At 38.1% G+C, this 24,378-nt stretch carries 21 protein-coding genes; all 21 read right to left on the minus strand.

The window, feature by feature from the left end; genetic code table 11:
* Positions 1 to 105 precede the first annotated feature (105 nt).
* The 21 genes from pnp to rpsB all read right to left on the minus strand — a co-directional run bounded on the left by pnp (position 106) and on the right by rpsB (position 24,267).
* Entirely contained in the window at positions 106 to 2,223 is a 2,118-nt protein-coding gene (gene pnp, locus RGU12_RS02680; protein ID WP_309534692.1) for a polyribonucleotide nucleotidyltransferase, read from the minus strand.
* A gap of 194 nt (positions 2,224 to 2,417) precedes the next feature.
* On the minus strand, positions 2,418 to 2,687 hold the full coding sequence (gene rpsO, locus RGU12_RS02685; RefSeq protein WP_010282323.1) for a 30S ribosomal protein S15: 270 nt from the start codon (positions 2,685 to 2,687) through the stop codon (positions 2,418 to 2,420).
* A gap of 103 nt (positions 2,688 to 2,790) precedes the next feature.
* Positions 2,791 to 3,756, minus strand: coding sequence for a bifunctional riboflavin kinase/FAD synthetase (ribF, locus tag RGU12_RS02690; RefSeq protein WP_309534693.1), 966 nt, complete (start codon positions 3,754 to 3,756; stop codon positions 2,791 to 2,793).
* A gap of 276 nt (positions 3,757 to 4,032) precedes the next feature.
* On the minus strand, positions 4,033 to 4,959 hold the full coding sequence (gene truB, locus RGU12_RS02695; protein ID WP_309534694.1) for a tRNA pseudouridine(55) synthase TruB: 927 nt from the start codon (positions 4,957 to 4,959) through the stop codon (positions 4,033 to 4,035).
* A 107-nt stretch (positions 4,960 to 5,066) separates the two neighbouring features.
* Positions 5,067 to 5,432 (minus strand): 30S ribosome-binding factor RbfA, encoded by a 366-nt coding sequence (gene rbfA, locus RGU12_RS02700; protein ID WP_116350542.1) that lies wholly within the window; start codon positions 5,430 to 5,432, stop codon positions 5,067 to 5,069.
* Between the two features lie 14 nt (positions 5,433 to 5,446).
* Positions 5,447 to 5,725, minus strand: coding sequence for a DUF503 domain-containing protein (locus RGU12_RS02705; protein ID WP_116350543.1), 279 nt, complete (start codon positions 5,723 to 5,725; stop codon positions 5,447 to 5,449).
* Positions 5,722 to 7,896: a translation initiation factor IF-2 gene (gene infB, locus RGU12_RS02710; protein ID WP_309534695.1), complete on the minus strand. Its 2,175-nt coding sequence runs from the start codon at positions 7,894 to 7,896 to the stop codon at positions 5,722 to 5,724. Before infB ends, RGU12_RS02705 begins: the two co-directional genes overlap by 4 nt.
* A gap of 19 nt (positions 7,897 to 7,915) precedes the next feature.
* Positions 7,916 to 8,218, minus strand: a complete 303-nt coding sequence (locus RGU12_RS02715; RefSeq protein ID WP_116350545.1) for a YlxQ family RNA-binding protein — start codon at positions 8,216 to 8,218, stop codon at positions 7,916 to 7,918.
* 9 nt (positions 8,219 to 8,227) lie between these two features.
* The gene (gene rnpM / locus RGU12_RS02720) at positions 8,228 to 8,497 is read right to left on the minus strand and encodes an RNase P modulator RnpM (RefSeq protein WP_116350546.1); all 270 of its coding nucleotides are present in this window, start codon (positions 8,495 to 8,497) and stop codon (positions 8,228 to 8,230) included.
* A gap of 11 nt (positions 8,498 to 8,508) precedes the next feature.
* Positions 8,509 to 9,645 (minus strand): transcription termination factor NusA, encoded by a 1,137-nt coding sequence (gene nusA / locus RGU12_RS02725; protein WP_309534696.1) that lies wholly within the window; start codon positions 9,643 to 9,645, stop codon positions 8,509 to 8,511.
* Positions 9,646 to 9,678: 33 nt separating this feature from the next.
* Positions 9,679 to 10,152 carry a ribosome maturation factor RimP gene (gene rimP, locus RGU12_RS02730; RefSeq protein ID WP_309534697.1) on the minus strand — a complete coding sequence of 158 codons (474 nt, stop codon included), beginning with the start codon at positions 10,150 to 10,152 and terminating at the stop codon, positions 9,679 to 9,681.
* Positions 10,153 to 10,538: 386 nt separating this feature from the next.
* The gene (locus RGU12_RS02735) at positions 10,539 to 14,852 is read right to left on the minus strand and encodes a PolC-type DNA polymerase III (protein ID WP_309534698.1); all 4,314 of its coding nucleotides are present in this window, start codon (positions 14,850 to 14,852) and stop codon (positions 10,539 to 10,541) included.
* Between the two features lie 73 nt (positions 14,853 to 14,925).
* On the minus strand, positions 14,926 to 16,629 hold the full coding sequence (locus tag RGU12_RS02740; RefSeq protein WP_309534699.1) for a proline--tRNA ligase: 1,704 nt from the start codon (positions 16,627 to 16,629) through the stop codon (positions 14,926 to 14,928).
* A 30-nt stretch (positions 16,630 to 16,659) separates the two neighbouring features.
* Positions 16,660 to 17,919, minus strand: coding sequence for an RIP metalloprotease RseP (rseP, locus tag RGU12_RS02745; protein ID WP_309534700.1), 1,260 nt, complete (start codon positions 17,917 to 17,919; stop codon positions 16,660 to 16,662).
* Positions 17,920 to 18,078: 159 nt separating this feature from the next.
* Positions 18,079 to 19,236, minus strand: coding sequence for a 1-deoxy-D-xylulose-5-phosphate reductoisomerase (locus RGU12_RS02750; protein WP_309534701.1), 1,158 nt, complete (start codon positions 19,234 to 19,236; stop codon positions 18,079 to 18,081).
* Positions 19,237 to 19,260: 24 nt separating this feature from the next.
* On the minus strand, positions 19,261 to 20,055 hold the full coding sequence (locus RGU12_RS02755; RefSeq protein ID WP_309534702.1) for a phosphatidate cytidylyltransferase: 795 nt from the start codon (positions 20,053 to 20,055) through the stop codon (positions 19,261 to 19,263).
* Positions 20,056 to 20,087: 32 nt separating this feature from the next.
* Positions 20,088 to 20,849 (minus strand): undecaprenyl pyrophosphate synthase, encoded by a 762-nt coding sequence (gene uppS, locus RGU12_RS02760; RefSeq protein ID WP_309534703.1) that lies wholly within the window; start codon positions 20,847 to 20,849, stop codon positions 20,088 to 20,090.
* A gap of 174 nt (positions 20,850 to 21,023) precedes the next feature.
* Positions 21,024 to 21,581, minus strand: a complete 558-nt coding sequence (gene frr, locus RGU12_RS02765; RefSeq protein ID WP_309534704.1) for a ribosome recycling factor — start codon at positions 21,579 to 21,581, stop codon at positions 21,024 to 21,026.
* 4 nt (positions 21,582 to 21,585) lie between these two features.
* On the minus strand, positions 21,586 to 22,308 hold the full coding sequence (pyrH, locus tag RGU12_RS02770) for a UMP kinase (RefSeq protein ID WP_116350556.1): 723 nt from the start codon (positions 22,306 to 22,308) through the stop codon (positions 21,586 to 21,588).
* Positions 22,309 to 22,538: 230 nt separating this feature from the next.
* Positions 22,539 to 23,420, minus strand: coding sequence for a translation elongation factor Ts (tsf, locus tag RGU12_RS02775; protein WP_309534705.1), 882 nt, complete (start codon positions 23,418 to 23,420; stop codon positions 22,539 to 22,541).
* A gap of 148 nt (positions 23,421 to 23,568) precedes the next feature.
* Positions 23,569 to 24,267 (minus strand): 30S ribosomal protein S2, encoded by a 699-nt coding sequence (rpsB, locus tag RGU12_RS02780; RefSeq protein ID WP_010282364.1) that lies wholly within the window; start codon positions 24,265 to 24,267, stop codon positions 23,569 to 23,571.
* Positions 24,268 to 24,378 lie beyond the last annotated feature (111 nt).

Consider the following 24,378-nt stretch of genomic DNA (forward strand, 5'->3'; position numbering starts at 1 on the left):
CTAGAAAATATGTAAAGGAGGGACAAGGTAGAACTCAAATCATAAATTTAAAGAAACTGTTTAAAAACCTAAAAAGCCCGGTTTACCAGGCTTTAGAATGGAATATTATTGTTGTTGTTCTTCTTTTTCCTTTTGTTCACGTAGAACGGCTTTTCTAGATAGGTTTACACGGCCTTGCTTATCAATTTCTGTTACTTTTACTAGGATTTCATCCCCAATAGAGACAACATCCTCAACTTTTCCAACTCGTTCTTCAGCAAGTTCAGAAATATGAACAAGTCCATCCTTACCACTAAAAATTTCAACAAAAGCACCGAATTTTTCAATACGTTTTACTTTACCAAGGTACATTTGTCCAACTTCTACCTCACGAACGATATCTTCGATGATTTTCTTAGCTTTTTGATTCATCGCTTCGTCGACAGAAGAGATAAAGATTGTTCCATCTTGTTCAATATCGATTTTAACGCCAGTTTCATCAATGATCTTATTGATTTGTTTACCACTTGGTCCAATAACATCACGGATCTTGTCTGGATTAATTGCCATTGTTAAAATCTTAGGTGCATATTTAGATAGCTCAGTTCTAGGTGTTGTTAATGTTGCTAACATAGAATCAAGAATCTGCATACGACCTTTTTTCGCTTGCTGTAATGCTTCTTCAAGAATTTCACGAGAAAGACCTTCGATTTTAATATCCATTTGTAAGGCTGTAACACCTTTTGATGTCCCTGCAACCTTAAAGTCCATATCTCCTAAATGGTCTTCCATTCCTTGAATATCTGTTAGCACGGTATAATGCTCGCCTGATTTAACAAGTCCCATTGCAATACCAGCTACAGGAGCTTTTATCGGAACACCCGCGTCCATCATGGCAAGTGTACTTGCACAAATACTAGCTTGTGAAGTAGAACCATTCGATTCTAACACCTCAGAAACAAGACGGATTGTATATGGAAAATCCTTTTCAGAAGGAACAACTGGCTCTAAGGCACGTTCTCCTAATGCACCATGTCCAATTTCACGACGACCTGGACCTCTCATTGGACCAGTTTCACCTACACTAAATTGTGGGAAATTATAGTGATGCATAAATCGTTTTGTTTCTTCAATTCCTAATCCATCAAGGATTTGAACATCCCCTAATGCACCTAATGTACAGATACTTAATGCCTGGGTTTGTCCACGTGTAAATAAACCTGAACCATGTGTACGAGCTAATACGCCAACTTCTGATGAAAGAGGACGAATTTCATCGATTTGTCTTCCGTCCGGACGGACCTTTTCAACCGTAATTAAGCGTCGAACCTCTTCTTTTACAAGTTTATTTAGAATTTCCTTTACTTGTTTAATGGTAGCTTCTTCAGCTTCTTGTTCCACGTATTCAGAAACAACTGCTGCTTTTACTTCATTAATTGCAGCTTCTCTAGCATGCTTTTCGGGAACTTGTACTGCCTTATTAATGTCCTCTTCTGCTTTCGCTCGAATTTGAGCTTCTAGCTCTGCATCGAGCTCATAAAGAGGAATTTCCATTTTTTCTTTACCGATTTCAGCAACGATCTTTTCTTGGAATGCGATTAAACGCTTGATTTCCTCATGTCCAAACATAATTGCTTCAAGCATCACTTCTTCAGGAACCTCATCAGCACCAGCTTCAACCATGTTAATTGCATCTTTTGTACCAGCAACAACTAAATGGATATCGCTTTTTTCTTGGTCTGCTACTGAAGGGTTAATGATAAATTGATTGTCTACTCGACCAACCGTTACACCTGCAATTGGACCTTCAAATGGAATATCTGAAACAGATAGTGCCAATGATGAACCGAACATTGCAGCCATTTCAGAAGAACAGTCCTGATCTACGCTCATGACGATGCTAATTACTTGTACTTCATTTCTGAATCCATCAGCAAATAAAGGTCGTATTGGACGGTCTATTAAACGACTTGCTAGAATTGCTTTTTCACTTGGTCTACCTTCTCGTTTAATAAATCCTCCAGGGATTTTTCCAACTGCATATAATCGTTCTTCATAGTTTACAGTAAGTGGAAAGAAATCTAATGGTTTTGGCTCTTTTGATGCGGTTGCTGTACTTAAGACAGCTGTTTCTCCATAGCGAACTAATGCGGCTCCGTTAGCTTGCTTCGCTAATTGACCAATTTCTACGGTCAGTTGTCTGCCAGCCCATTCCATGGAAAAAACTTGCTTTCCTTGTTCCATATAATAGTACCCCTCTCTAAATCACATTCAAATGTATATTATGTATTGATAGTATGAACTAATTTATTCGAACATATCAATACTCGTTCAATATGTAAAGTGAAATTTGTTTAAATTTGCTAGAATGGAAAGGAAAAAAATCCCTCCATTTTTAACCTAATAAAAAAGCGGGAATGCTCCCGCTTTTTCGTAGATTATCGACGTAGTCCAAGCTTGTTGATTAATTCACGGTAACGAGTTACGTCTTTATTACGAAGATATGTTAATAAATTACGACGTTTACCAACCATCTTTAATAGACCACGACGTGAATGATGATCTTTCTTGTGTGTACGTAAATGATCATTTAACTTATTGATTTGCTCAGTTAGGACAGCGATTTGAACTTCTGGTGAACCAGTATCATTCTCGTGAGTTTTGTACTCGCTGATAATTTCATTCTTACGCTCTTGTGTGATAGCCATCCTATTCACCTCCTATAATAGTATCCCCGATTACCTAGCAGACGTTGGTGATTCGATCTGCCACGCAATGGTTCTTTTTCATACTTAGATAGAATACATCTTTTTATGGTAAAAAGCAAGTATGTTCGTCTATTTTCTCAAAATACTGCTTTGCTTGTTCCTTATCTCGTCCAATTTGCTTGATTAATTCATCGATGGACGAAAACTTTTTCTCGGAACGGATTCTTTTATGCCATTCAACAATAACATCTTTTTTATAAATGTCTTCATTAAAATCAAACAGATGGACTTCAATCGAAGGTACAGTCTCGTTTTCATGAAAGGTAGGTTTAACACCAAGGTTACAAACACCATTATGCCATGTTGAACCGATCTTTAAACGAACTGCATAGACTCCCATTTTAGGAATAATATAATCCTCACTTGTTTTTACATTTGCTGTTGGAAAGCCAATCGTTCTTCCTCGTTTTTCCCCATCAACTACGATCCCTTTTACTGTATAGAATCTACCTAAAAGCGGTGCAAGTTGGTCCACTTCTCCATTTTGGATCAAACCTCGGATAACAGTCGAACTCACCTTTTCATTCTTAAACGTAAATTTCTCAACAGTAGTTTGAGTAAATCGTCCATTTGCAAGTTCAGGAAGAGCTTCCATCGTTCCTTTTCCAAATCGTCCAAACGTAAAATCAAATCCCGCGACAACATGATTCACATTCAGACCAATGATATATTGATCCACAAATTGTTGTGGTGATAAACTTGCAAACTCAGATGAGAAATTCACAATGTATAAATAATCAATATCCATCTCTTCAAATAACTCTTGTTTATGATGTAATGGCGTTATATATTCAACATTTGTAACATCTTTTTTAAGGACAATTGATGGATGGGGATCGAAGGTCATGACAGAGCACGCAATTCCTTGTGTCTCTGCTTCCTTCTTTGCCGTTTCAACAACCTTTCGATGTCCAAGATGAACACCATCAAAATATCCCAAAGCTAAAACAGTTGGGGGTAAATCTGTTTGATTAAAAGAATGTGGGTGTGTGATATGAATCGTTTTCACTTCTATTTCACCTTTTCTACTTCTAAATCAAATACGTTTAGGCGTATTTGCGTGCGATTTTTAGGCCCACAGGAAGTGGGTCATAAAGACGTTGCCACAGGAAGTGGCGTACTTAGTCTTTGTTCTTACTGCTCGAAAAATTTCCATTTAAAAATTGTGGCATCCGCCGGAGGCATTAACTTTATTCAGACAGGGTTTGGTATCAAATTGGAATTTTTAATTGTATATGAATTCATTCCATCACCCTAATAGAGGTACTCTGCTGAATAAAGTTAGCTATTTTAACTCTTGGTTATTAACTAATACCTTAATAGGTTTTATCAATTGAGTTTTTTCTGGATGTCTTTGATATATTGCTAGGATTTCTCCATTATGTAGGATAGCAATAGGCTCCTCGGATGAAATCTCATTTAACTCTTTTGGTACCGGAAAAACAGACCCATTTTTTACTTTCTCTGCTACTTTATCATTAATTAAAATTTTGCGCAAATGGGAAAGGGCGTCTTCAATTGTTAGAAGATGTTCTCCAATTGTTTCATTCTGAATATGCTGTTCTAATTCTTCTAGTGTCATACATTGATTAAGAGTAAAATCACCAGAAGAGGTCCTTTTTAAATCAGACATATGTGATGGATATCCTAGTTTTTCACCCATTTGTACAGCTAAGGTTCGAACATAAGTGCCCTTACTGCATGTTACACGGAAACGGAAGGAGACAGTTCCTTCCTTTTGAACGATATCACTGAGTAGCTCTAAGTGATGGATGGTTATTTTACGAGAAGGTCTTTCAATTACCAATCCTTGTCTGGCGTACTCATAAAGGCGCTTTCCATTAACTTTAACCGCAGAATACATAGGTGGTGTTTGAATGATTTCACCTGTTAATGAATGAAGTACATCTTGGACTTCATCTTTTGTAATTGGTCGGTCCACTTTTTTTTCTTCGACGATCTCACCAGATGCATCTTCTGTCGTCGTTGAAACCCCTATGGTCGCTTCCCCTTCATAGGTTTTATTTGCCGCTGTGACATATTCAACGATTTTCGTTGCTCTTCCTAGACAAATAGGCAGTACTCCTGAAACATCGGGGTCTAGCGTACCAGTATGACCTACCTTTTTCATTTTTACTAACTTTCGTACTTTAAAAACACAATCATGGGAAGTCATCCCTTTTGGTTTATTGAGAAGTAAAATTCCATCCACTTAGAGCCACACTCCCCTATCCTTTTTTAAAATATACTTTCGTACATTACTATCTAAAATCAACTGAAAAAAAGGGATAGACTTTATAAAAAAGTCTATCCTCTCCCTTATTCTCGGTTTGATTCTTGATTTGATTGCTTATTTATTTCATGAAGGATCGATTCAATTCGATTCCCATAATCAATTGATTCGTCAAATTCAAATAGAATCTCAGGTGTTTTCCGTAAGCGAATACGCTGGCCGATTTCTGACCGGATAAAGCCTTTCGCTTTCGCGAGACCTTTTAACGTATTCTGCCTTTGTTCTTCATCACCTAGAACCGAAATAAAAACTTTCGCTTGCTGTAGGTCTCCAGTAACTTGGACGTCGGTTACTGTAACAAATCCAATTCTAGGATCCTTAATCTTCCGTCCAATGATGTCACTTAATTCCTTTTTCATTTGTTCTCCAACACGATTAGGTCGTAAACTCATCTAGCCTTCACCTCTTATAACCACTCAAAGTCGGTTATTGTTCGATCTAATTCTGGGAAAGAATCAATAAACTTCAGGGCATTGTTTAATTCGAGTTCAGAATGCTTACGACTAGAAGATACAGTGACAATTGCAAGCTTAGTGCGTTGCCATGTATCTTGATAGTCTACCTCCGCAACTGAAACATTAAACTTTTGTTTAAGTCGAGTTATGACACTCTGCAATACTGCTCGTTTTGCTTTTAAAGAGTTTGCATCATAAATGACACATTCGCACTCCACATAGCCGATCAATGACGATCAACTTCTTCCATCACGAATGCTTCAATGATGTCTCCTTCTTTAATATCGTTATATTTCGTAATTGTTATACCACACTCGTAACCTTGCGCAACTTCCTTGGCATCATCCTTGAAGCGTTTCAATGTATCGATTTCACCTTCAAAGATAACAACACCATTACGGATTAGGCGCACTCCACTATCGCGTGTGATTTTACCATCGGTAACATAAGAACCAGCAATTGTACCGATCTTAGATACTTTAAAGGTAGTACGAACTTCTGCTTGACCGATTACTTTCTCTTCAAATTCAGGGTCAAGCATACCCTTCATTGCAGATTCAATTTCTTCGATTGCTTTATAGATAATACGGTGAAGACGGATATCAACTTCCTCTGCTTCAGCAGTGCGCTTTGCATTCACATCTGGTCGTACATTAAATCCGATTACAATCGCATTTGATGCAGATGCGAGGGTAATATCTGATTCATTAATTGCCCCGACACCAGTATGAATAATCTTAACTTTAACACCTTCTACATCAATTTTTTGGAGAGATGCTGCCAAAGCTTCTACAGAACCTTGAACATCGGCTTTAACAATAAGATTGATTTCCTTCATTTCACCTTGTTTAATATGTTCAAATAAATCTTCAAGGCTTACTTTTACTTTATCTCCACGTTGCTCAACTAATTGCTTTTGCGCTCTAGCTTCCCCAACCTGACGTGCTTTCTTCTCATCCTCAAAGACTACAAACTGATCACCAGCTTGTGGCACATCATTTAATCCTGTAACTTCAACTGGAGTTGAAGGTCCTGCTTCCTTAACGCGGCGACCAATATCATTAACCATTGCACGAACACGACCAAATGTGTTTCCAACAACAATTGGGTCACCAATGCGTAATGTTCCGTTTTGAACTAATAGAGTCGCAACTGAACCTCTTCCTTTGTCAAGTTTGGCTTCAATTACTGTACCTGTAGCTCTTCTCTTTGGATTGGCCTTATATTCTTCGACCTCACTAACGAGAAGAATCATTTCAAGCAGGTTGTCGATGCCTTCTCCTGTTAACGCAGAAATTGGTACGAAAATGGTTTCTCCACCCCAAGCCTCTGGAATTAGACCATGCTCTGTTAATTCCTGCATAACACGATCTGGATTTGCTGTCGGCTTATCCATTTTATTCACAGCTACGATGATTGGTACCTCAGCAGCCTTAGCATGGTTAATTGCTTCAACTGTTTGAGGCATTACACCATCATCTGCCGCAACAACTAATACTGTGATATCTGTGATTTGAGCACCTCTTGCACGCATAGTTGTAAACGCAGCATGTCCTGGAGTATCCAAGAAAGTAATTTTCTTACCATTAACAACTACTTGATAGGCACCAATATGTTGCGTAATACCACCAGCTTCGCCAGCTGTTACTTTAGTATTTCGGATTGAATCAAGGGTAGTTGTTTTACCATGGTCAACATGTCCCATGATTGTTACGATAGAAGGTCTTTCGATTAGATCTTCATTATTATCTTCTTCAACATACTGTTCGAATTCTGTAACATCAAAAACAATTTCTTCTTCTACTTCTACACCATAATCGGATGCAATTAATTCGATTGAATCTTTATCAAGGTCTTGGTTAATTGTAGCCATAACACCTAGCATGAAAAGCTTCTTAATAATTTCTGATGGTTCTTTGCCAAGTTTTTTAGCTAATTCTCCAACCGTTAATGAACCAACAAACGTAATTTTTTCAGGCAATTTCTTTTCTGGCTTCGGTTGAACTGGCTGGTGATTGTTAGTTGGACGATGATTGCCTTTTTGTTTGTTTTTATTTCTCTTATTATCCTTTGGTTGAAATGCCTTTTTCTGACCTTGGTTCTCCGTTTTTTTACCATCGCGATTTTTAGGAGGTACAGGCTTTTTCTTCGTTTCTTTTTTATCAACCACTGCTTCACCATTAGCAGGTGATACTGGTTTACTATTATTAGTTTGTTCCTTTGCAGGCTTAACCTGTTCTGACTTCTTTCCAAACGATTGATCTAGTTTTTTCAAAATATCTCCCTCAATTGTTGCCATATGATTTTTAACCTCAATGTCCATCTCTTTAAGCTTTGTAATAACTTCTTTGCTTGAGATATTTTGTTTTTTTGCATATTCGTATACACGCATTCTACTCATATGTTCACCCCCAAATATGTTAATCGAGCAAGTGACTCATCTTTTTTGCAAACCCACTTTCTGTTATCGCGACAACCACTCTGGCATCTTTGCCTATCGCATGACCCAATGTATAACGGTCGCTAACAGTACGAAGTTGAACCTGATAATACGTGCTTTTATCCGTAATTTTCTTTGTAGTGTTTGCTGACGCATCTTCAGATAATAGAACTAATTTTGCGTTTCCATTGCGAATTTCCTTCACAACAAGTTCTTCACCTGAAATGACTTTTCTCGCTCGATTGGCAAGACCCAATAACGACATCCATTCCTTGTTTTCCATCGATAAAGGCTACTCCTTATCTACCAACTGAAGTAATTCTTCATAAATAGAATCATCAATCGTAGCTTTCAGTTGACTTGCAAGAATGTTCTTTTTCTTTGCTAGTAAAATACATTCTTTATCTTTACTGAGGTACGCACCACGTCCCGACTTTTTTCCGGTCAGGTCAATTGTAACTTCGCCTTCTTTGGATCGTACAATTCTTACAAGTTCCTTTTTCGGCTTCATTTCACCACTAGCTATGCATTTACGTAATGGTATTTTTTTATTACCTACCAATTTCTTTCACCTCACTCGATTTCTTCAGATTGCAAATCGAATGCTTCAACCTCTAGTTCATCTTCATCATTTTCTTCAAATAAACCAAAGCCGTCTCTAGGATATATTCCCGCTTGCTCCGCCTCTGTTTGACTCTTAATGTCAATTTTCCATCCTGTTAATTTTGCCGCTAAACGTGCATTTTGCCCACGTTTTCCAATTGCTAATGATAATTGATAGTCAGGAACAATAACAGTTGTTGCTTTTTCTTCTTCATTAACAATGACATCAAGCACTTTTGATGGACTTAAGGCATTCGCCACAAAAACAACTGGATCATCAGACCATTTGACAATGTCTATTTTTTCACCTTTTAATTCATTCACAATTGCTTGAACACGCTGCCCCTTAGGACCAACACATGAGCCAACTGGGTCTACCTCAGAATTATCAGAGTGAACAGATATCTTTGAACGATCACCTGCTTCTCTCGCAACCGATTTAATTTCAACTGTTCCATCATAGATTTCAGGAACTTCAATTTCAAAAAGGCGTTTTAATAATCCAGGATGTGTTCTAGAAACAAAGATTTGTGGTCCTTTTGTAGTTCTTTCAACCTTTGTTATGTAGACTTTAATTCGGTCATGTGGTTTATAATGTTCATTTGGCATTTGTTCATTTACCGGTAGCAATGCTTCGATTTTCCCTAAGCTAACATAGATAAACTTTGAATCTAAACGCTGAACAATTCCCGTCATGATATCTTCTTCACGGTCAATAAACTCGGAATAGATAACTCCTCTTTCTGCTTCACGAACACGTTGAGTTACAACCTGCTTTGCAGTTTGAGCAGCAATTCTACCAAAGTCTTTTGGTGTTACTTCGATTTCCACAACGTCTTCTACTTGGTAATTTGGATTAATAGTTCTAGCTTCTTCTAAGGAAATCTCTAATCGTGGGTCAAACACTTCATCTACTACATCTTTTCTAGCAAACACACGCATTGAACCGTTTGCTAAGTTTAAATCTACTCTTACATTTTGAGCCTGATTAAAATTCCGCTTGTATGCAGAAATAAGTGCTGCCTCAATTGCTTCAATAATTACATCTTTACTAATGCCTTTTTCTTTCTCGAGCAATGTTAAGGCATCTAATAATTCACTACTCATTTGTCTTCTAATCCCCCTTATGAATTCTAACTATTAATGAAAAGTAACAGCAAGTCTTGCATTTGCAATTTTTTCATACGGAATTTCTACAGATTTTTTGCGTGTTTTGACCATAATGTTGATTATAATTATACTTCCATCAAAGGATGCAAGCTCTCCTTCAAAGACCTTTTCGCCATCGATTGGTTCATATGTCTTCACATATACCTGTTTTCCAATTGCCTTTTCGAAGTCGCTCATTTTTTTCAACGGGCGTTCAGCACCTGGACTTGAAACCTCGAGAAAATAGTTATAAGGAATCGGATCAATTTCATCAAGCTTTTCGCTTAACTTTTCACTAACTGTTCCACAATCTTCTATATCAACGCCCTTTTCAGAGTCGATGAAGACCCGAAGAAACCAGTCTTTTCCTTCCTTTACATACTCAACATCTACAAGTTCCATCTGTAATTCAGTTAATATAGGTATCACCAATTCTTCCACTATTTGTGTTACCTTTTTACTCATGTTTTTCCTCCTAAGCTGAAAAGGAATTTTCGTTTTTGTTCTTTAGTATTTCCTAAGTAGTGTAAAAACACCCTGCTATAGTAGCAGGGAGGCAGTTGGAAAATATAGAGAAGTTCCATCTTTAGAGTAAGTTGTTACACAATTTAGCCTCAGCCAAAGAATAAAGAGTGGGAAGCCCCACTCTTTCATCAGTAATTATACATAGCATTTCCATAAAAACTATAACATAATCGCTGTTTATATGCAAATAAATTTAAAAGCGCAAGCGCCTTGCTTAGCCCCGACAAGCACAAGACAGGCCGGCTAGAAGGTTGCCCATTAACCTTCTCGACGGAATGACTTGTGACCTCGAGGGGCTAGGCGCTGGAGCTAGATATCGATAATAACTAGAACAATGATAGTTGATTTTGTTCTGGCATATCTTCTAGGCAACCATGGTTATCAAGGTATTCCATGATTGTCTTCGATACTTTACCACGCTTTTGTAAATCTTCTTTTGATAAAAATTCACCTTGTTCTCTTGCTTTTACAATATTAATAGCAGCGTTGGTACCAAGTCCAGGAATCGAATTGAACGGAGGAATTAAAGCATCCCCGTCGATGATAAATTCTGTTGCACTTGAGCGATACAAATCAATCTTATTAAAGGCAAATCCACGCTCACACATTTCAAGTGCTAACTCAAGAACTGTAAGTAGGTTCTTTTCTTTAGGTGAAGCATCAAGCCCTTTAGCATTGATTTCTTCCATACGCGCACGAATTGTACTGGAACCACGTACCATTGCCTCGACATCGAAATCGTCTGCACGAACAGTGAAGTATGCTGCATAATAGAGTAATGGCAAATGAACCTTAAAATAAGCAATCCTTACTGCCATTAGTACATAAGCGGCAGCATGGGCTTTTGGGAACATATATTTTATTTTCAAACACGAATCGATATACCAATCAGGGACTTCATTTTTCTTCATTTCTTCGATAAATTCATCGGTTAGTCCCTTCCCTTTACGGACTGATTCCATGATTTTAAATGCCATCGAAGGATCTAATCCTTTATAGATAAGATATACCATTATATCGTCACGACAACCAATAACTTCACTAAGCGTACAAATATTGTTTTGGATAAGCTCCTGTGCGTTTCCTAGCCAAACATCTGTACCATGTGATAGACCTGAAATCTGTACGAGTTCGGAGAAAGTAGTCGGCTTTGTATCCTCAAGCATTTGGCGTACAAATCGTGTACCGAATTCCGGAATCCCGAGGGTACCCGTTTTACACATGATCTGCTCTTCGGTTACACCAAGAGATTCTGTCCCACTGAAAATTTTCATGACCTCAGGGTCATCTGTTGGAATCGTTTTTGGGTCAATCCCACTTAAATCCTGGAGCATCCGGATAACTGTCGGATCATCGTGCCCAAGAATATCCAGTTTTAACACATTATCATGGATAGAATGGAAATCGAAATGGGTAGTTCGCCATTCAGAATTAATATCATCGGCAGGAAATTGAATTGGTGAAAAATCATAAATATCCATGTAGTCTGGTACAACGATAATACCACCAGGATGCTGTCCAGTTGTTCGTTTAACACCGGTACAACCCGCAACTAACCGATCTGTTTCGGCACCGCGCATAGTTAAGTTATGATCATTCGCATACCCTTTTACATACCCATAGGCTGTTTTTTCAGCAACGGTACCAATGGTTCCAGCACGATATACATACTCCTCACCAAATAGCACCTTTGTATAGTTATGAGCACGTGGCTGGTATTCACCAGAGAAGTTTAAGTCGATATCCGGTACCTTGTCTCCTTTGAATCCTAAAAACGTTTCGAAAGGAATATCATGACCGTCCTTTTTATAATTAGCCCCGCAATTTGGGCATTCCTTATCTGGTAGGTCAAAACCAGAACCGACTGAACCATCGTTAAAGAACTCTGAATGCTTACAGTCCGGACAAACATAATGTGGAGGTAATGGATTAACCTCTGTAATCTCTGTCATCGTAGCGACTAACGATGAACCAACCGAACCACGAGAACCTACTAGATACCCATCATCCAGTGATTTTTTCACAAGTTTATGGGAAATCAAGTAAATAACTGCGAATCCATGCCCTATGATACTTTTAAGTTCTTTTTCCAATCGCTTTTCTACGATTTCAGGTAATTCTTCACCATAGATACTTCTTGCCATGCTATAGCTCATATCCCTAATTTCATCTTCCGCACCTTCGATTTTAGGCGTATATAGATCATCTTTTATCGGCTTCACTTCACCGATCATGTCTGCGACTTTTTGTGTATTTGTCACGACAATTTCCTTCGCTTTCTCTTTATCAAGAAAAGAGAAACAGTCTAACATTTCGTTCGTTGTTCGGAAATGAACCTCTGGTAGCGAGTGTCGATTTAACGGATTGGCTCCACCCTGAGACCTTACTAAAATTTTTCGGTAGATATGATCCTCTGGGTTAAGATAATGCACATTCCCAGTTGCAACTACCGGTATATTCAGCTTTTCACCAAGGCTGACAATATTCTTTAAAATATCTTTAAGTTCCCGCTCATTTTGAATCAAATCTAATTCTAATAAATGTTTATAGTTTGATGGTGGCTGAACCTCAAGATAATCATAAAATTGAGCAATAGACTCTACTTCCTCAGGTGACTTCTGCATCATGCCTTCAAATACTTCCCCTTTATCACAAGCAGAGCCTACTAAAATACCTTCTCGAAATTTTTGTAACTGTGATCTTGGGATACGAGGTACACGATAATAATAATTTATATGTGATAACGAAACTAATTTAAATAAATTCTTAAGACCTACATCGTTTTGGGCAAGTAATGTCGCATGATATGGTCTCGAACGTTGGTAGGATTTACCTTGACCCATGTAATCATTTAATTGATCATGGTACATAATTTCTTTTTCAGCGGCGTCCTTTAACAATTTTACTGCTAAAAATCCGGTTGCCTCCGCATCATATATCGCACGGTGATGCTGGGTTAATTCAATATCAAACTTTTTACACAATGTATTTAAACGGTGGTTTTTTAAATCCGGATATAAAAATCTAGCAAGCTCTAGTGTGTCAATGACAGGATTGGTTGCTTGCTCAAGACCCGCTTTTTTATAACCTACATTCAGGAACCCCATATCAAAGCTTGCATTATGGGCTACTAATATAGAATCCCCAGTCCATTCCTTGAATTTTACTAAGACTTCACTAACTTCAGGCGCTGAACTCACCATGTCATCTGTGATTCCAGTAAGATCAATTGTCGTTGCACTTAAGCGATGATGTGGGTTAGCAAATGATTCAAATCGATCTATGATTTCACCATTTTTCAATTTAACAGCGGCTAACTCAATAATTGTGTTATAGACCGCAGATAAACCTGTTGTTTCAACGTCAAAAACGACATACGTATCTTCCTCTAAATTACGATGTTGTGAATTATATGCAATTGGGACACCATCATCAACTAAATTAACTTCCACACCATAAATCATCTTAATCCCATTTTTCTTTGCAGCGGAATATGCTTCTGGAAATGATTGAGCACCAGCATGGTCTGTTAATGCAATAGCAGTGTGGCCCCATTTTTTAGCTTGTCCAACTAATTGGCTAATTGAAGTGACAGCATCCATCTGACTCATTGGTGTGTGCAAGTGGAGCTCGACACGTTTTTCTCCTTCAGGAGCAGTGTCTTTTCTTTCATTCAGTGGCTGGATTTCATTAATATCATTAGCAATCATTACTAAGTCTCTAACAAAAGTATCATTCTGAATACTTCCGCGTACTCGAACCCACATACCTTTTTTAATCGATTGCAATAGTTGAACATCTTCTTTATCACGTGAGAATACTTTTACTAAAATCGAATCCGTATAATCGGTAATTTTGAAGGTTAGAAGTGTTCTGCCACTGCGTAACTCCCTTGTCTCTGCAAAGAAGATATAGCCTTGAACCGCAATTCTCCGTTCCTCGTCAAGGATTGAACTAATTTCTTTAAAGTCTTCATCCTCTTTAATTGTATAACCAATCGTAATCGGTCCAGAAACGGCGTTAGCTTGTTCTTTATCCTTTTCTTTCTTCTGCATATCAGCAACGGCTAACAATGCTCTTTCTTGGTCTTCTTGTTGTTTTTTCTCTAAAAATAGTTCATACTCCTTATTCGAAACCTCTACCTCTGTTTCAAGCGTGAACATGGGAAAACCATAGGATTGATAAACATTTCCTATCAATTGACCGTATTTTTTCTTAATCGCAATAGATTCAGTATCATTTCTTGTTTTGATATGAAGTTTAAGACCCTGCTGGGTAGGTAATTGATTATGCAATAACGATAGAATTGGTGGTGCGATTCCATCTAATTCTTGTAAACATAGGGGCCAATAGGCTTGGACCATTTCTTCAGTCACGTGCTGAGACCCGACATGTAAAGAGAAGGTTACAGATGCAATATGGGCGAATTTTGTTTGTAATTGTGCAGAAAAAATTCTCATGACATCAGCAGGTATCACATTTTCAAGTGAAAATATAAAATGCCATGCTTTGTTTTCTTTGTCAATCATCAGTTTTACAATACCTGCATTTTCAAAGTGTGTAACCAATGCATCGTCAGTTAACTCAAGTTGTTGCAGCAATACTTTAAATCGTTCTTTTTGCTGTGGCGATAATTCCATCCTCGTTCCCCCTCTTCAGACAGAATAATGAAGGTACCTCAAATGATCGAGGTACCCTCTTCTTTTCTATTATTTATTTTACTACATATTTCTTAATTGTCTCGATAAGATTTTCAATATTTATTTCCAATGTTTCCCCTGTCTTACGAACCTTTACCTCGACGATGCCTTCACTAGCACGTTTTCCAACAGTGATTCGTAGTGGCAGTCCGATTAAATCTGAATCTGCAAATTTTACACCTGGGCGTTCAATACGATCATCGAATAAAACGTCATAGCCGCTTTCCTGTAGGGCGACATATAAAGATTCAGAGAGAGCTTTTTGTTCTTCATTCTTTATATTTACAGGAATTAAGTGAAGATCATATGGCGCTAAATTTTCAGGCCAGATTAATCCATTTTCATCATTCGATTGCTCTGCAACAGCAGAAAGAGTTCTAGATACACCGATACCATAGCAGCCCATAATCATTGGCTGTGATCTTCCATTTTCATCAAGGAAGGTTGCACCCATCGCTTCACTATAACGTGTACCGAGTTTAAAGATATGGCCAACTTCGATACCTTCTGCAAACACAATCGTACCTTGCCCATCAGGTGATGGATCCCCTTCTTGAATAAATCGAAGGTCAGCAAATTGAATTCCTGCAAAATCACGGTCTGGGTTCACATTTATAAAATGATAATTCTCTTCGTTTGCACCACAAACACCATTAACAACTGATGCCACTGCATGATCCGCAATTACAGTAATTTCTTTCGTTACATTAATTGGTCCTAAAGAACCAACTGTACAGCCCATAATCCGTTCAGTGTTTTCAGTACTTGCTAATTCAACAGTTGTAGCTTCTAACAGGTTTTTCACTTTTATATCATTTACTTCATGGTCACCACGAGCTAACACAAGAACAAATTTTTCGTCCACCTCAAAAAGAAGTGATTTAATACATTTTTCTTTTGAAACGTCAAGGAAAGCAGCCACATCATCAATTGTTTTCTTCCCAATTGTTTCTACTTTTTCTAGCTCTTTTGCTGGCTCATCGCTTTTTGGATATTCCATGACAACTGGTGCCATTTCAATATTTGCCGCAAATGAAGAAGTATCAGAATACGCTATTGTGTCCTCTCCAACTTTCGATAGAACCATGAATTCGTGGGTATCTTTACCACCCATTGCACCAGAGTCTGCAATAACGGCACGGAAGTTAAGTCCACAACGTGCAAAAACATTTGAATAGGCGGTATACATTTTTTCATATACCTCATCTAGGCTTTCTTGATCAGCATGGAATGAATATGCATCCTTCATAATGAATTCTCGACCACGTAGGAGCCCGAAACGAGGTCTTTTTTCATCACGGAATTTTGTTTGAATTTGATAAAGTGTAATCGGCAGTCTTTTATATGATTTAATTTCATCACGAACAAGACTAGTAATGACTTCTTCATGTGTTGGACCTAATACGAAATCACGCTGATGGCGATCATGAAGACGCATGAGTTCCGGACCGTACGAATACCAGCGTCCAGATTCCTGCCAGAGTTCTGCAGCTGTTAAAGCTGGCATAAGGAGTTCAGCAGCACCCGCCCGCTCCATTTCTTCACGGACAATGGTTTCGATTTTTTGTAAAACTCGTCTTGCTAATGGAAGATAACTATAAACTCCACTTGCATTTTGTCTAATAAAACCTGCACGAATTAGAAGCTTGTGACTTTTGATTTCGGCATCAGCAGGTACTTCTCGTAGTGTAGGTATAAGCGTCATACTTTGTTTCATATCTTGCACCTCGTTTTATTGAACTTCAATTTATAAAAAGAATCGTTGAATATCATTCCAGGTAACAACCAACATTAGAAGCATTAGTAAGGCAAATCCAATAAAATGAACCATACCTTCTTTTTGCTTATCAATCGGTTTTCCACGTACAGCTTCCAACGCAAAGAATACTAATCGTCCGCCATCAAGCGCTGGTAGTGGTAAAAGGTTCACAATTCCTAAGTTAATGCTGAGGATAGCAGCCCATTTCATTACATAGAAGATTCCTGATTGAACAACTGTATCGGTCGAAACATATATTCCAACTGGCCCAGATAACATGTCAATCGAAAATTGACCTGTAATAAGCTTTCCTAGGCCGAGTAAAATTTCCTTTGTCCACATAAAGGTTTCCAAGACACCATATTTCAAGGATGGTAAAACGGATTTCTCAACTGGACCATAAACACCTATGACCCCAATTGTTTCATTCTCAAGCTGCTGGGCTTTAGGGGTTATGGAAATTTCATGAAGGCTACCGTTACGTTCGACCACAAAGCCGATTTCTTCTTCGGGATGAGAGCGAATGATATTTACAATATCATTCCAGGTTGATACTTGTTCATTATCAATCTCGCGAACAAGATCACCTTCATGGAGCCCGGCTTGAAGTGCTGCTCCATCTTCAGTTAATTTTCCAAGGATTGGTTTATCAACCGGAGTTCCTTGTAATAAGCCGATTACAATTAAAATAATAAAAGCTAGTACAAAATTCATTGCGGGACCAGCAGCAATTGCCAATGTACGTTGCATTAATGTTTTAGAAGCAAATTGGCGATTATAAGGAGCGATTTGCGTTTCTTGTCCATCCATAACAAAAAAAGCAGTCTCACTAACCTCAAATCTTTTTAGAACCTCATCTTCTCCGTCTTCATATCCGGTAATAAATAAGTGATGCTCTAAGTCGGCTTCCTCAACCTCAATTACCTTTAAATCAGGATATTTATCCTTATTATTTAAAACAATTTTATCGACTTTCCCATCTTTATTTAATAACAACCCAATGTTATGACCTGGTTTAATTTCAACCATTTCCGGGTCTTCGCCAGCCATTCTAACATATCCGCCAATCGGAAGGAGACGAATGGTATAAAGTGTTTCATTTTTTCTAAAGGTAAATACTTTTGGCCCCATCCCAATTGCAAATTCACGACAAAGAATACCTGCTCGCTTAGCTAATACGAGATGTCCCCACTCATGAAAAAATACAAGTGCACCAAATATAATGATAAAGGCTATCACAGTCTCCACATATTTAACCACCTTTTGTTAGATTAAGCCAAAAGCGCTAAGCGTGCCCGCTAATGGGCGAAAAGCACAAGACGAGAGCTGACGGAAGGCACTTTTTGCCTTCAGAAGCTATTGACTTGTGACCTCGAGCCGATGGCGCCTGAAGCTAGACGTAAAGAACTATTTCCTATCTACCAAGTCACGAACAAATACTCGTGTTTGTTGATCAATTTGTTGGATGATATCCAAACTTGGATTTTGGATGGTATCGTGTTTTTCCAATGCTTCTTCTATGATTTCCTCAATTTCTAAGAATGAGATTTTACCATTTAAAAATCCTGACACCGCCTCTTCATTTGCAGCATTTAATACAGTTGGAAGAGTCCCACCTGTTTTACCCGCATGAAAAGCAAATCCAAGGCATCTAAATCTGTCAAAATCCGGTTTTGAAAAATGTAGTTTTCCGATTTCCCAAAGTCGTAATCTCTCCTTAGATGCAGGCATTGGATAACGATCTGGATATGAAAAGGCATATTGAATGGGAACCCTCATATCTGGTGTGCCAAGCTGTGCGATAACACTGCTATCATGAAACTCAACCATGGAATGAATAATGCTTTCTTTATGAAGAAGAACATCAATTTGTTCATATGGAAGGTTAAACAGCCAATGAGCTTCAATCACTTCTAACCCTTTGTTCATCATGGTTGCTGAATCAATTGTAATTTTAGCACCCATTGACCAGTTCGGATGATTAAGTGCATCTTCAATCGTAACATCTTTAAGCTCATCACGAGTTCGATCACGGAAACTACCGCCTGAAGCAGTCAAAATGAGTTTCTCCACATTCTTTTCATTTTCACCCTGTAGGCATTGAAAGATAGCAGAGTGCTCACTATCTACTGGTATTATGTCAACGCCATGTCTCTTTGCGGCATCCATAACAAGGTGCCCTGCAGTAACGAGAGTTTCCTTGTTGGCAAGCGCAATTGTTTTTTTGGCTTCAATTGCTTTTAAAGTTGGTAATAATCCTACGCTCCCAACTACAGCATTGAGTAAGATTGTTGCTTCATCGTATGTTGCAACCTCAATTAAACCTTCATCACCATATACAAACTGAATATCACTAGAAAACTCACTTTTCAATAATTCACATATTTCTTTTGTTTTTACAGAAACAAGTTTCGGTGAAAACTTATGTATAATTTCACGCCCTAAGGTCACATTACCCCCTAAAGACATAGCAACAAGCTTTAACTTTTCCGGATGCTGCTCGATCACATCCAATGTTTGTTGCCCAATGGAGCCCGTAGCCCCTAATAAACTAATTTTCTTCACAAACTCACTCCCAATACAAAACCACTACTGAATAATAGCACTTAAAAAATATAGAATCGGTAGGATGAAAATCATGCTATCAAAACGGTCTAAGATTCCGCCATGACCTGGTAGCAATGTCCCCGAATCTTTCACATTATAATGTCTCTTTAACGCGGATTCTACTAAATCCCCTATTTGTCCAAAAACAGACACAAACAAAGTCACAATTATAAGTGAGAAAAAGGAATCAAATAAATCCGTGATTAAGTTAAATACAAACGCAAAAACGATAGCCGTAACTATTCCGCCTAAAAAGCCCTCAATTGTCTTATTTGGGCTAATTTCTGGCCAGAGTTTCTTGTTACCCAGCTTTCTCCCAACAAAATAAGCCCCAGAATCAGTAGTCCAAATAACAACGAATGCATAAAATATATATGCTAATCCCATCGCTCTTATTTCAATCATATAATAAAAACCAAAACCTATATAGAGTGCTGCAAGGATAACTAGTCCAGCATCGTCAAAATTGAAGCTGTTTTTAGATATTACCGTATACGTTAAGATCAATAAAACGATCAGAAGGACTATTTCGATTTTCGTAAATTGAAGAGTTGTAAATAAATCATTATATTGATTTGGTATTAAAATAACCCATAACAATATGATAGAAATTAAGCCTGGGATAGATGCAATTTTAATTTGCTTCATCCGTAAAAGCTCAAAAATAGCTATAGCACCCATTAAATAAACTAAAATGGTAAACGGGATGCCACCAATAATCACAATCGGTAGAAAGATTGCTGCTGCAATTATTGCGGTAATAATTCTTTGTTTCATCGTATCATTCCTTTTTCAAATGCGATTGGGTCTTATACGCCCCCAAATCGCCGACCTCTCTTTTGATATGCGTGGATGGCCTCTAATAAATGCTGCTCTTTAAAATCAGGCCATAATACATCTGTAAACCAAAATTCAGTATATGCAAGCTGCCAGAGCATAAAATTACTTAATCGTATTTCCCCGCTAGTACGGATTAATAAATCCGGATCTTGTAATCCAGCACTCATTAAATATTGGTCAAATACATCCTCGTCTATTTTTTTATGTAGGTTTCCCTCTTGATAGTCCAAAAGAATGTGATTTACAGCATCTAAAATTTCTGCACGACCACCATAATTAAGTGCGAAGTTTAATACTAAGCCGGTATTGTGCTTCGTATCATTTACAGCTTTATCTACCGCTTTTTGAGTATGCACAGGAATTGCTTCTTTATTCCCCATAATACGAACCTGAACGTTTTCCTCAATCAACTCAGGCAGAAAGGTTCCCAAAAACTCTTGGGGAAGTCTTAATAAATAATTAACCTCATCCTCTGGACGCTTCCAGTTCTCTGTTGAAAACGCGTAAACCGTTAAAGTCTTTACTCCAAGTCTACTGGCAAGCTTGGTCACTCTTTTAACTACTTTCATTCCTTCATGGTGACCAGCAGTTCGGGGCAATGAACGTTTTTTGGCCCATCTCCCGTTACCATCCATTATAATCGCTATGTGATTAGGAATTGACCCTTTTACTATTTCTTCTTCTGAAATAGAAACTGGCTTTTTTTTCGTTTTCTTAAATTTTTCAAACATTCACAAGTCCTCCAACACCCGAATCAAATACGCCTTGGTGTTTTTGCACCCAGACCAGTTTCATTTTACCATTTTTGTATCGGTCAAGGTAACTAATTAGTAGTCAGTATTAACAAAAAAACCCCCTGTAAACGTTAGAGGGTCTTTTTACAATATATTGTACATTGAAATGGATTAGACTTCCATGATTTCTTTTTCTTTTTCTTTTGCAATGGAGTCAATCTTATTAATAGATTCGTCCGTGATTTTTTGAACATCATCGGTTAGGGTGCGTAATTCGTCTTCAGTAATTTCCCCATTTTTCTCAAGCTTTTTCAATTCATCGTTCCCATCACGACGAACGTTACGAACGGCAACTTTAGATTCTTCCGCATATTTCTTAACAACCTTCACCAACTCACGACGTCTTTCCTCTGTTAGTGGTGGGATTGAAATACGAATAATAGAGCCATCATTAGTTGGATTTAAGCCTAGATCAGCCTTTTGAATCGCTTTTTCCATATCCCCTAAAACAGACTTGTCATATGGTTGGATAACAAGCATTCTTGCTTCCGGTACATTGATAGATGCAAGCTGATTTAAAGGCGTTGGTGCACCATAGTAATCAACTGAAACCTTGTCAAGGATTGCTGGGTTCGCTCTACCAGCTCTAACAGTTGCTAGTTCACGAGACAATGCTTGGACTGCTTTAGACATTTTATCTTTCACTTGATTTAATGTGTTATTTGCCATAAAGTTATTTCCCCCTTACAATTGTTCCGATATTTTCTCCTTGTACGGCACGTTTAATATTGCCTTCTTCCATAATTGAAAAAACAATTAACGGAATATCATTGTCCATGCAAAGTGAAGATGCAGTGGAATCCATGACAGCTAATCCTTCTTTTATAACATCGAGATAGGATAATGTGTCATATTTCACAGCTGTTTTATCTTTTGATGGATCTGCATTATAGACACCGTCTACATTGTTTTTAGCCATTAAGATAACCTCTGCTTCGATTTCAGCAGCACGTAGAGCGGCAGTTGTATCTGTTGAGAAGTAAGGATTTCCTGTACCTGCTGCAAAAATAACAACTCGTTTCTTTTCAAGATGACGAATTGCCTTTCTTCTTATGTATGGTTCAGCGACTTGACGCATTTCAATAGATGTTTGGACGCGAGTTTGAATCCCTTGATTCTCTAGGCTATCTTGTAAAGCTAAGGAATTCATTACCGTTGCAAGCATTCCCATATAGTCAGCATTCGCACGGTCCATCCCCATCTCACTGCCAATCTTACCTCTCCAAATATTTCCGCCACCGACAACTACAGCAACTTCGACGCCAAGTTCAGCGACTTCCTTCACTTGTTTTGCTACAGACTGGATTACAGATGGATTTATGCCAAATCCCTGCTCACCCGCTAATGCTTCTCCACTTAATTTTAACACTACACGTTTATATTTGGCACCACTCATCGAATAAAAAACCTCCATCTTTTAAGAAAAGTACAAGGCGCTCAGCCATAGGCAACAAGCATAAGACGCGCGCTGACAGAAGGTGCATTTTACCTTCAGAAGCGATTGGCTTATGACCAGAGAGCCGATGGCGCCTTGTGCTAGACACAAAAAAGTACTAGCACCTTTTAATGGCGCAATACTAAACATTTCAAAAAGAGGGAACACATAACGTGTTCCCTGTTTTCTTTTTACTTCTTCACTTGGCTCATTACTTCTTCAGCAAAGTTATCTTGACGTTTCTCGATTCCTTCACCAACTTCGTAACGAACGAAGCTCTTCACTGTAGCACCTTTAGATTCAACAAACTTACGAACTTTTTGATCTGGGTCTTTAACGAAGCTTTGGTCAAGAAGACAGATATCTTCGAAGAACTTACCAAGACGTCCTTCAACCATTTTCGCTACGATATTTTCTGGTTTACCTTCGTTTAATGCTTGTTGTTTTAACACTTCACGCTCATGTTCAACTTCTTCAGAAGAAACTTGATCGCGTGATACATATTTAGGATTTACAGCTGCTACGTGCATTGCTACATCCTTTGCAACATCAGCGTCTGTTGTACCACCTAAAACAGCTAGAACGCCAATACGTCCACCCATGTGAAGGTAAGCACCAAATACATCACCGTCTTCTTTTGTAGCAACTTCGAAACGACGAAGTGAAAGCTTTTCTCCGATTTTTGCGATTGCTGCATTAATATATTCAGAAACAGTTGAACCGTTGTCCATCTTTTGTTCTAATGCTTCTTCAACATTAGCTGGCTTTTTCGCTAAAAGATGAGCAGCTAATTCTTTTACTAACGTTTGGAAACCTTCGTTTTTTGCAACGAAATCAGTTTCAGAGTTTACTTCTAAAATAACTGCTTCATTACCTGAAACTTCAATAGAAGTTAAACCTTCTGCAGCGATACGGTCACCTTTTTTCGCAGCTTTTGCAATACCTTTTTCACGAAGGTAGTCAATTGCTTTGTCCATATCACCATCAGTTTCTGTAAGAGCCTTTTTACAGTCCATCATACCTGCTCCAGTTTTTTCACGGAGCTCTTTTACCATTTGTGCAGTAACTGCCATTATGTTTTCCTCCTTATTTGCCACTATGTACTTGAACGAATTTAAATTCTTTAGACATTCTGTTTCTATTATGACTTAAAAACGGCAAAAATATATAGTTCTTAAAAAAGGTGATAAAAGGCATAACCCTCTTATCACCTTTCGCTCATTAAGCAGATGTTTCTTCACCTTGTTTAGCTTCTAGGATAGCGTCTGCCATTTTTCCTGTTAAAAGCTTAACCGCGCGAATTGCATCATCGTTTGCAGGGATTACATAATCAATTTCATCTGGATCACAGTTTGTATCAACGATACCTACGATTGGGATGTTTAATTTATGAGCTTCTGCAACCGCAATGCGCTCTTTACGAGGGTCGATGATGAATAAAGCATCTGGTAATTGCTTCATATCTTTAATACCGCCTAAGAACTTTTCAAGACGTTCTAACTCTTTTTTAAGTTGAACAACTTCTTTCTTAGGTAACACATCAAAAGTACCGTCTTCTTGCATTTTTTCAATATCTTTAAGACGTTTGATACGCTTTTGAATTGTTTCGAAGTTTGTTAAAGTACCACCTAACCAACGTTGGTTAACAAAGTACATTCCAGAACGCTCAGCTTCTTCTTTAACAGAATCTTGAGCTTGCTTTTTTGTACCAACAAAAAGCATTGTTCCACCGTTGCCTGCTAATTCCTTAACGAAATTATAAGCTTCTTCAACCTTCTTAACAGTTTTTTGAAGGTCAATGATATAGATTCCGTTACGCTCTGTAAAGATGTAACGCTTCATTTTTGGGTTCCAACGGCGTGTTTGGTGACCGAAGTGAACACCAGCTTCAAGCAATTGCTTCATAGAAATTACTGACATGGATAAATCCTCCTAATGGTTTTTTTTCCTCCGTTCATATCATCTTTAAGCAAAACTGTATTGAACAGCACCAATGCTTAAATCTATGAACGTGTGTGATAACACCAAAAA

Source organism: Ferdinandcohnia sp. QZ13 (assembly GCF_031324165.1).
Classification (GTDB): domain Bacteria; phylum Bacillota; class Bacilli; order Bacillales; family Bacillaceae_L; genus Ferdinandcohnia.

Excerpts from the sequence above, each read along its gene's own strand:
- nusA (WP_309534696.1), bottom strand. The coding sequence starts at position 9,645 with ATGAGTAGTGAATTATTAGATGCCTTAACATTGCTCGAGAAAGAAAAA.
- tsf (WP_309534705.1), bottom strand. The coding sequence starts at position 23,420 with ATGGCAGTTACTGCACAAATGGTAAAAGAGCTCCGTGAAAAAACTGGA.
- rimP (WP_309534697.1), bottom strand. The coding sequence starts at position 10,152 with ATGAGTAAAAAGGTAACACAAATAGTGGAAGAATTGGTGATACCTATA.
- uppS (WP_309534703.1), bottom strand. The coding sequence starts at position 20,849 with ATGTTTGAAAAATTTAAGAAAACGAAAAAAAAGCCAGTTTCTATTTCA.
- RGU12_RS02740 (WP_309534699.1), bottom strand. The coding sequence starts at position 16,629 with ATGAAACAAAGTATGACGCTTATACCTACACTACGAGAAGTACCTGCT.
- rpsB (WP_010282364.1), bottom strand. The coding sequence starts at position 24,267 with ATGTCAGTAATTTCTATGAAGCAATTGCTTGAAGCTGGTGTTCACTTC.
- RGU12_RS02735 (WP_309534698.1), bottom strand. The coding sequence starts at position 14,852 with ATGGAATTATCGCCACAGCAAAAAGAACGATTTAAAGTATTGCTGCAA.
- pyrH (WP_116350556.1), bottom strand. The coding sequence starts at position 22,308 with ATGAGTGGTGCCAAATATAAACGTGTAGTGTTAAAATTAAGTGGAGAA.
- RGU12_RS02755 (WP_309534702.1), bottom strand. The coding sequence starts at position 20,055 with ATGAAACAAAGAATTATTACCGCAATAATTGCAGCAGCAATCTTTCTA.
- infB (WP_309534695.1), bottom strand. The coding sequence starts at position 7,896 with ATGAGTAGAATGCGTGTATACGAATATGCAAAAAAACAAAATATCTCA.
- pnp (WP_309534692.1), bottom strand. The coding sequence starts at position 2,223 with ATGGAACAAGGAAAGCAAGTTTTTTCCATGGAATGGGCTGGCAGACAA.
- frr (WP_309534704.1), bottom strand. The coding sequence starts at position 21,581 with ATGGCAAATAACACATTAAATCAAGTGAAAGATAAAATGTCTAAAGCA.
- rpsO (WP_010282323.1), bottom strand. The coding sequence starts at position 2,687 with ATGGCTATCACACAAGAGCGTAAGAATGAAATTATCAGCGAGTACAAA.
- rbfA (WP_116350542.1), bottom strand. The coding sequence starts at position 5,432 with ATGAGTTTACGACCTAATCGTGTTGGAGAACAAATGAAAAAGGAATTA.
- RGU12_RS02715 (WP_116350545.1), bottom strand. The coding sequence starts at position 8,218 with ATGGAAAACAAGGAATGGATGTCGTTATTGGGTCTTGCCAATCGAGCG.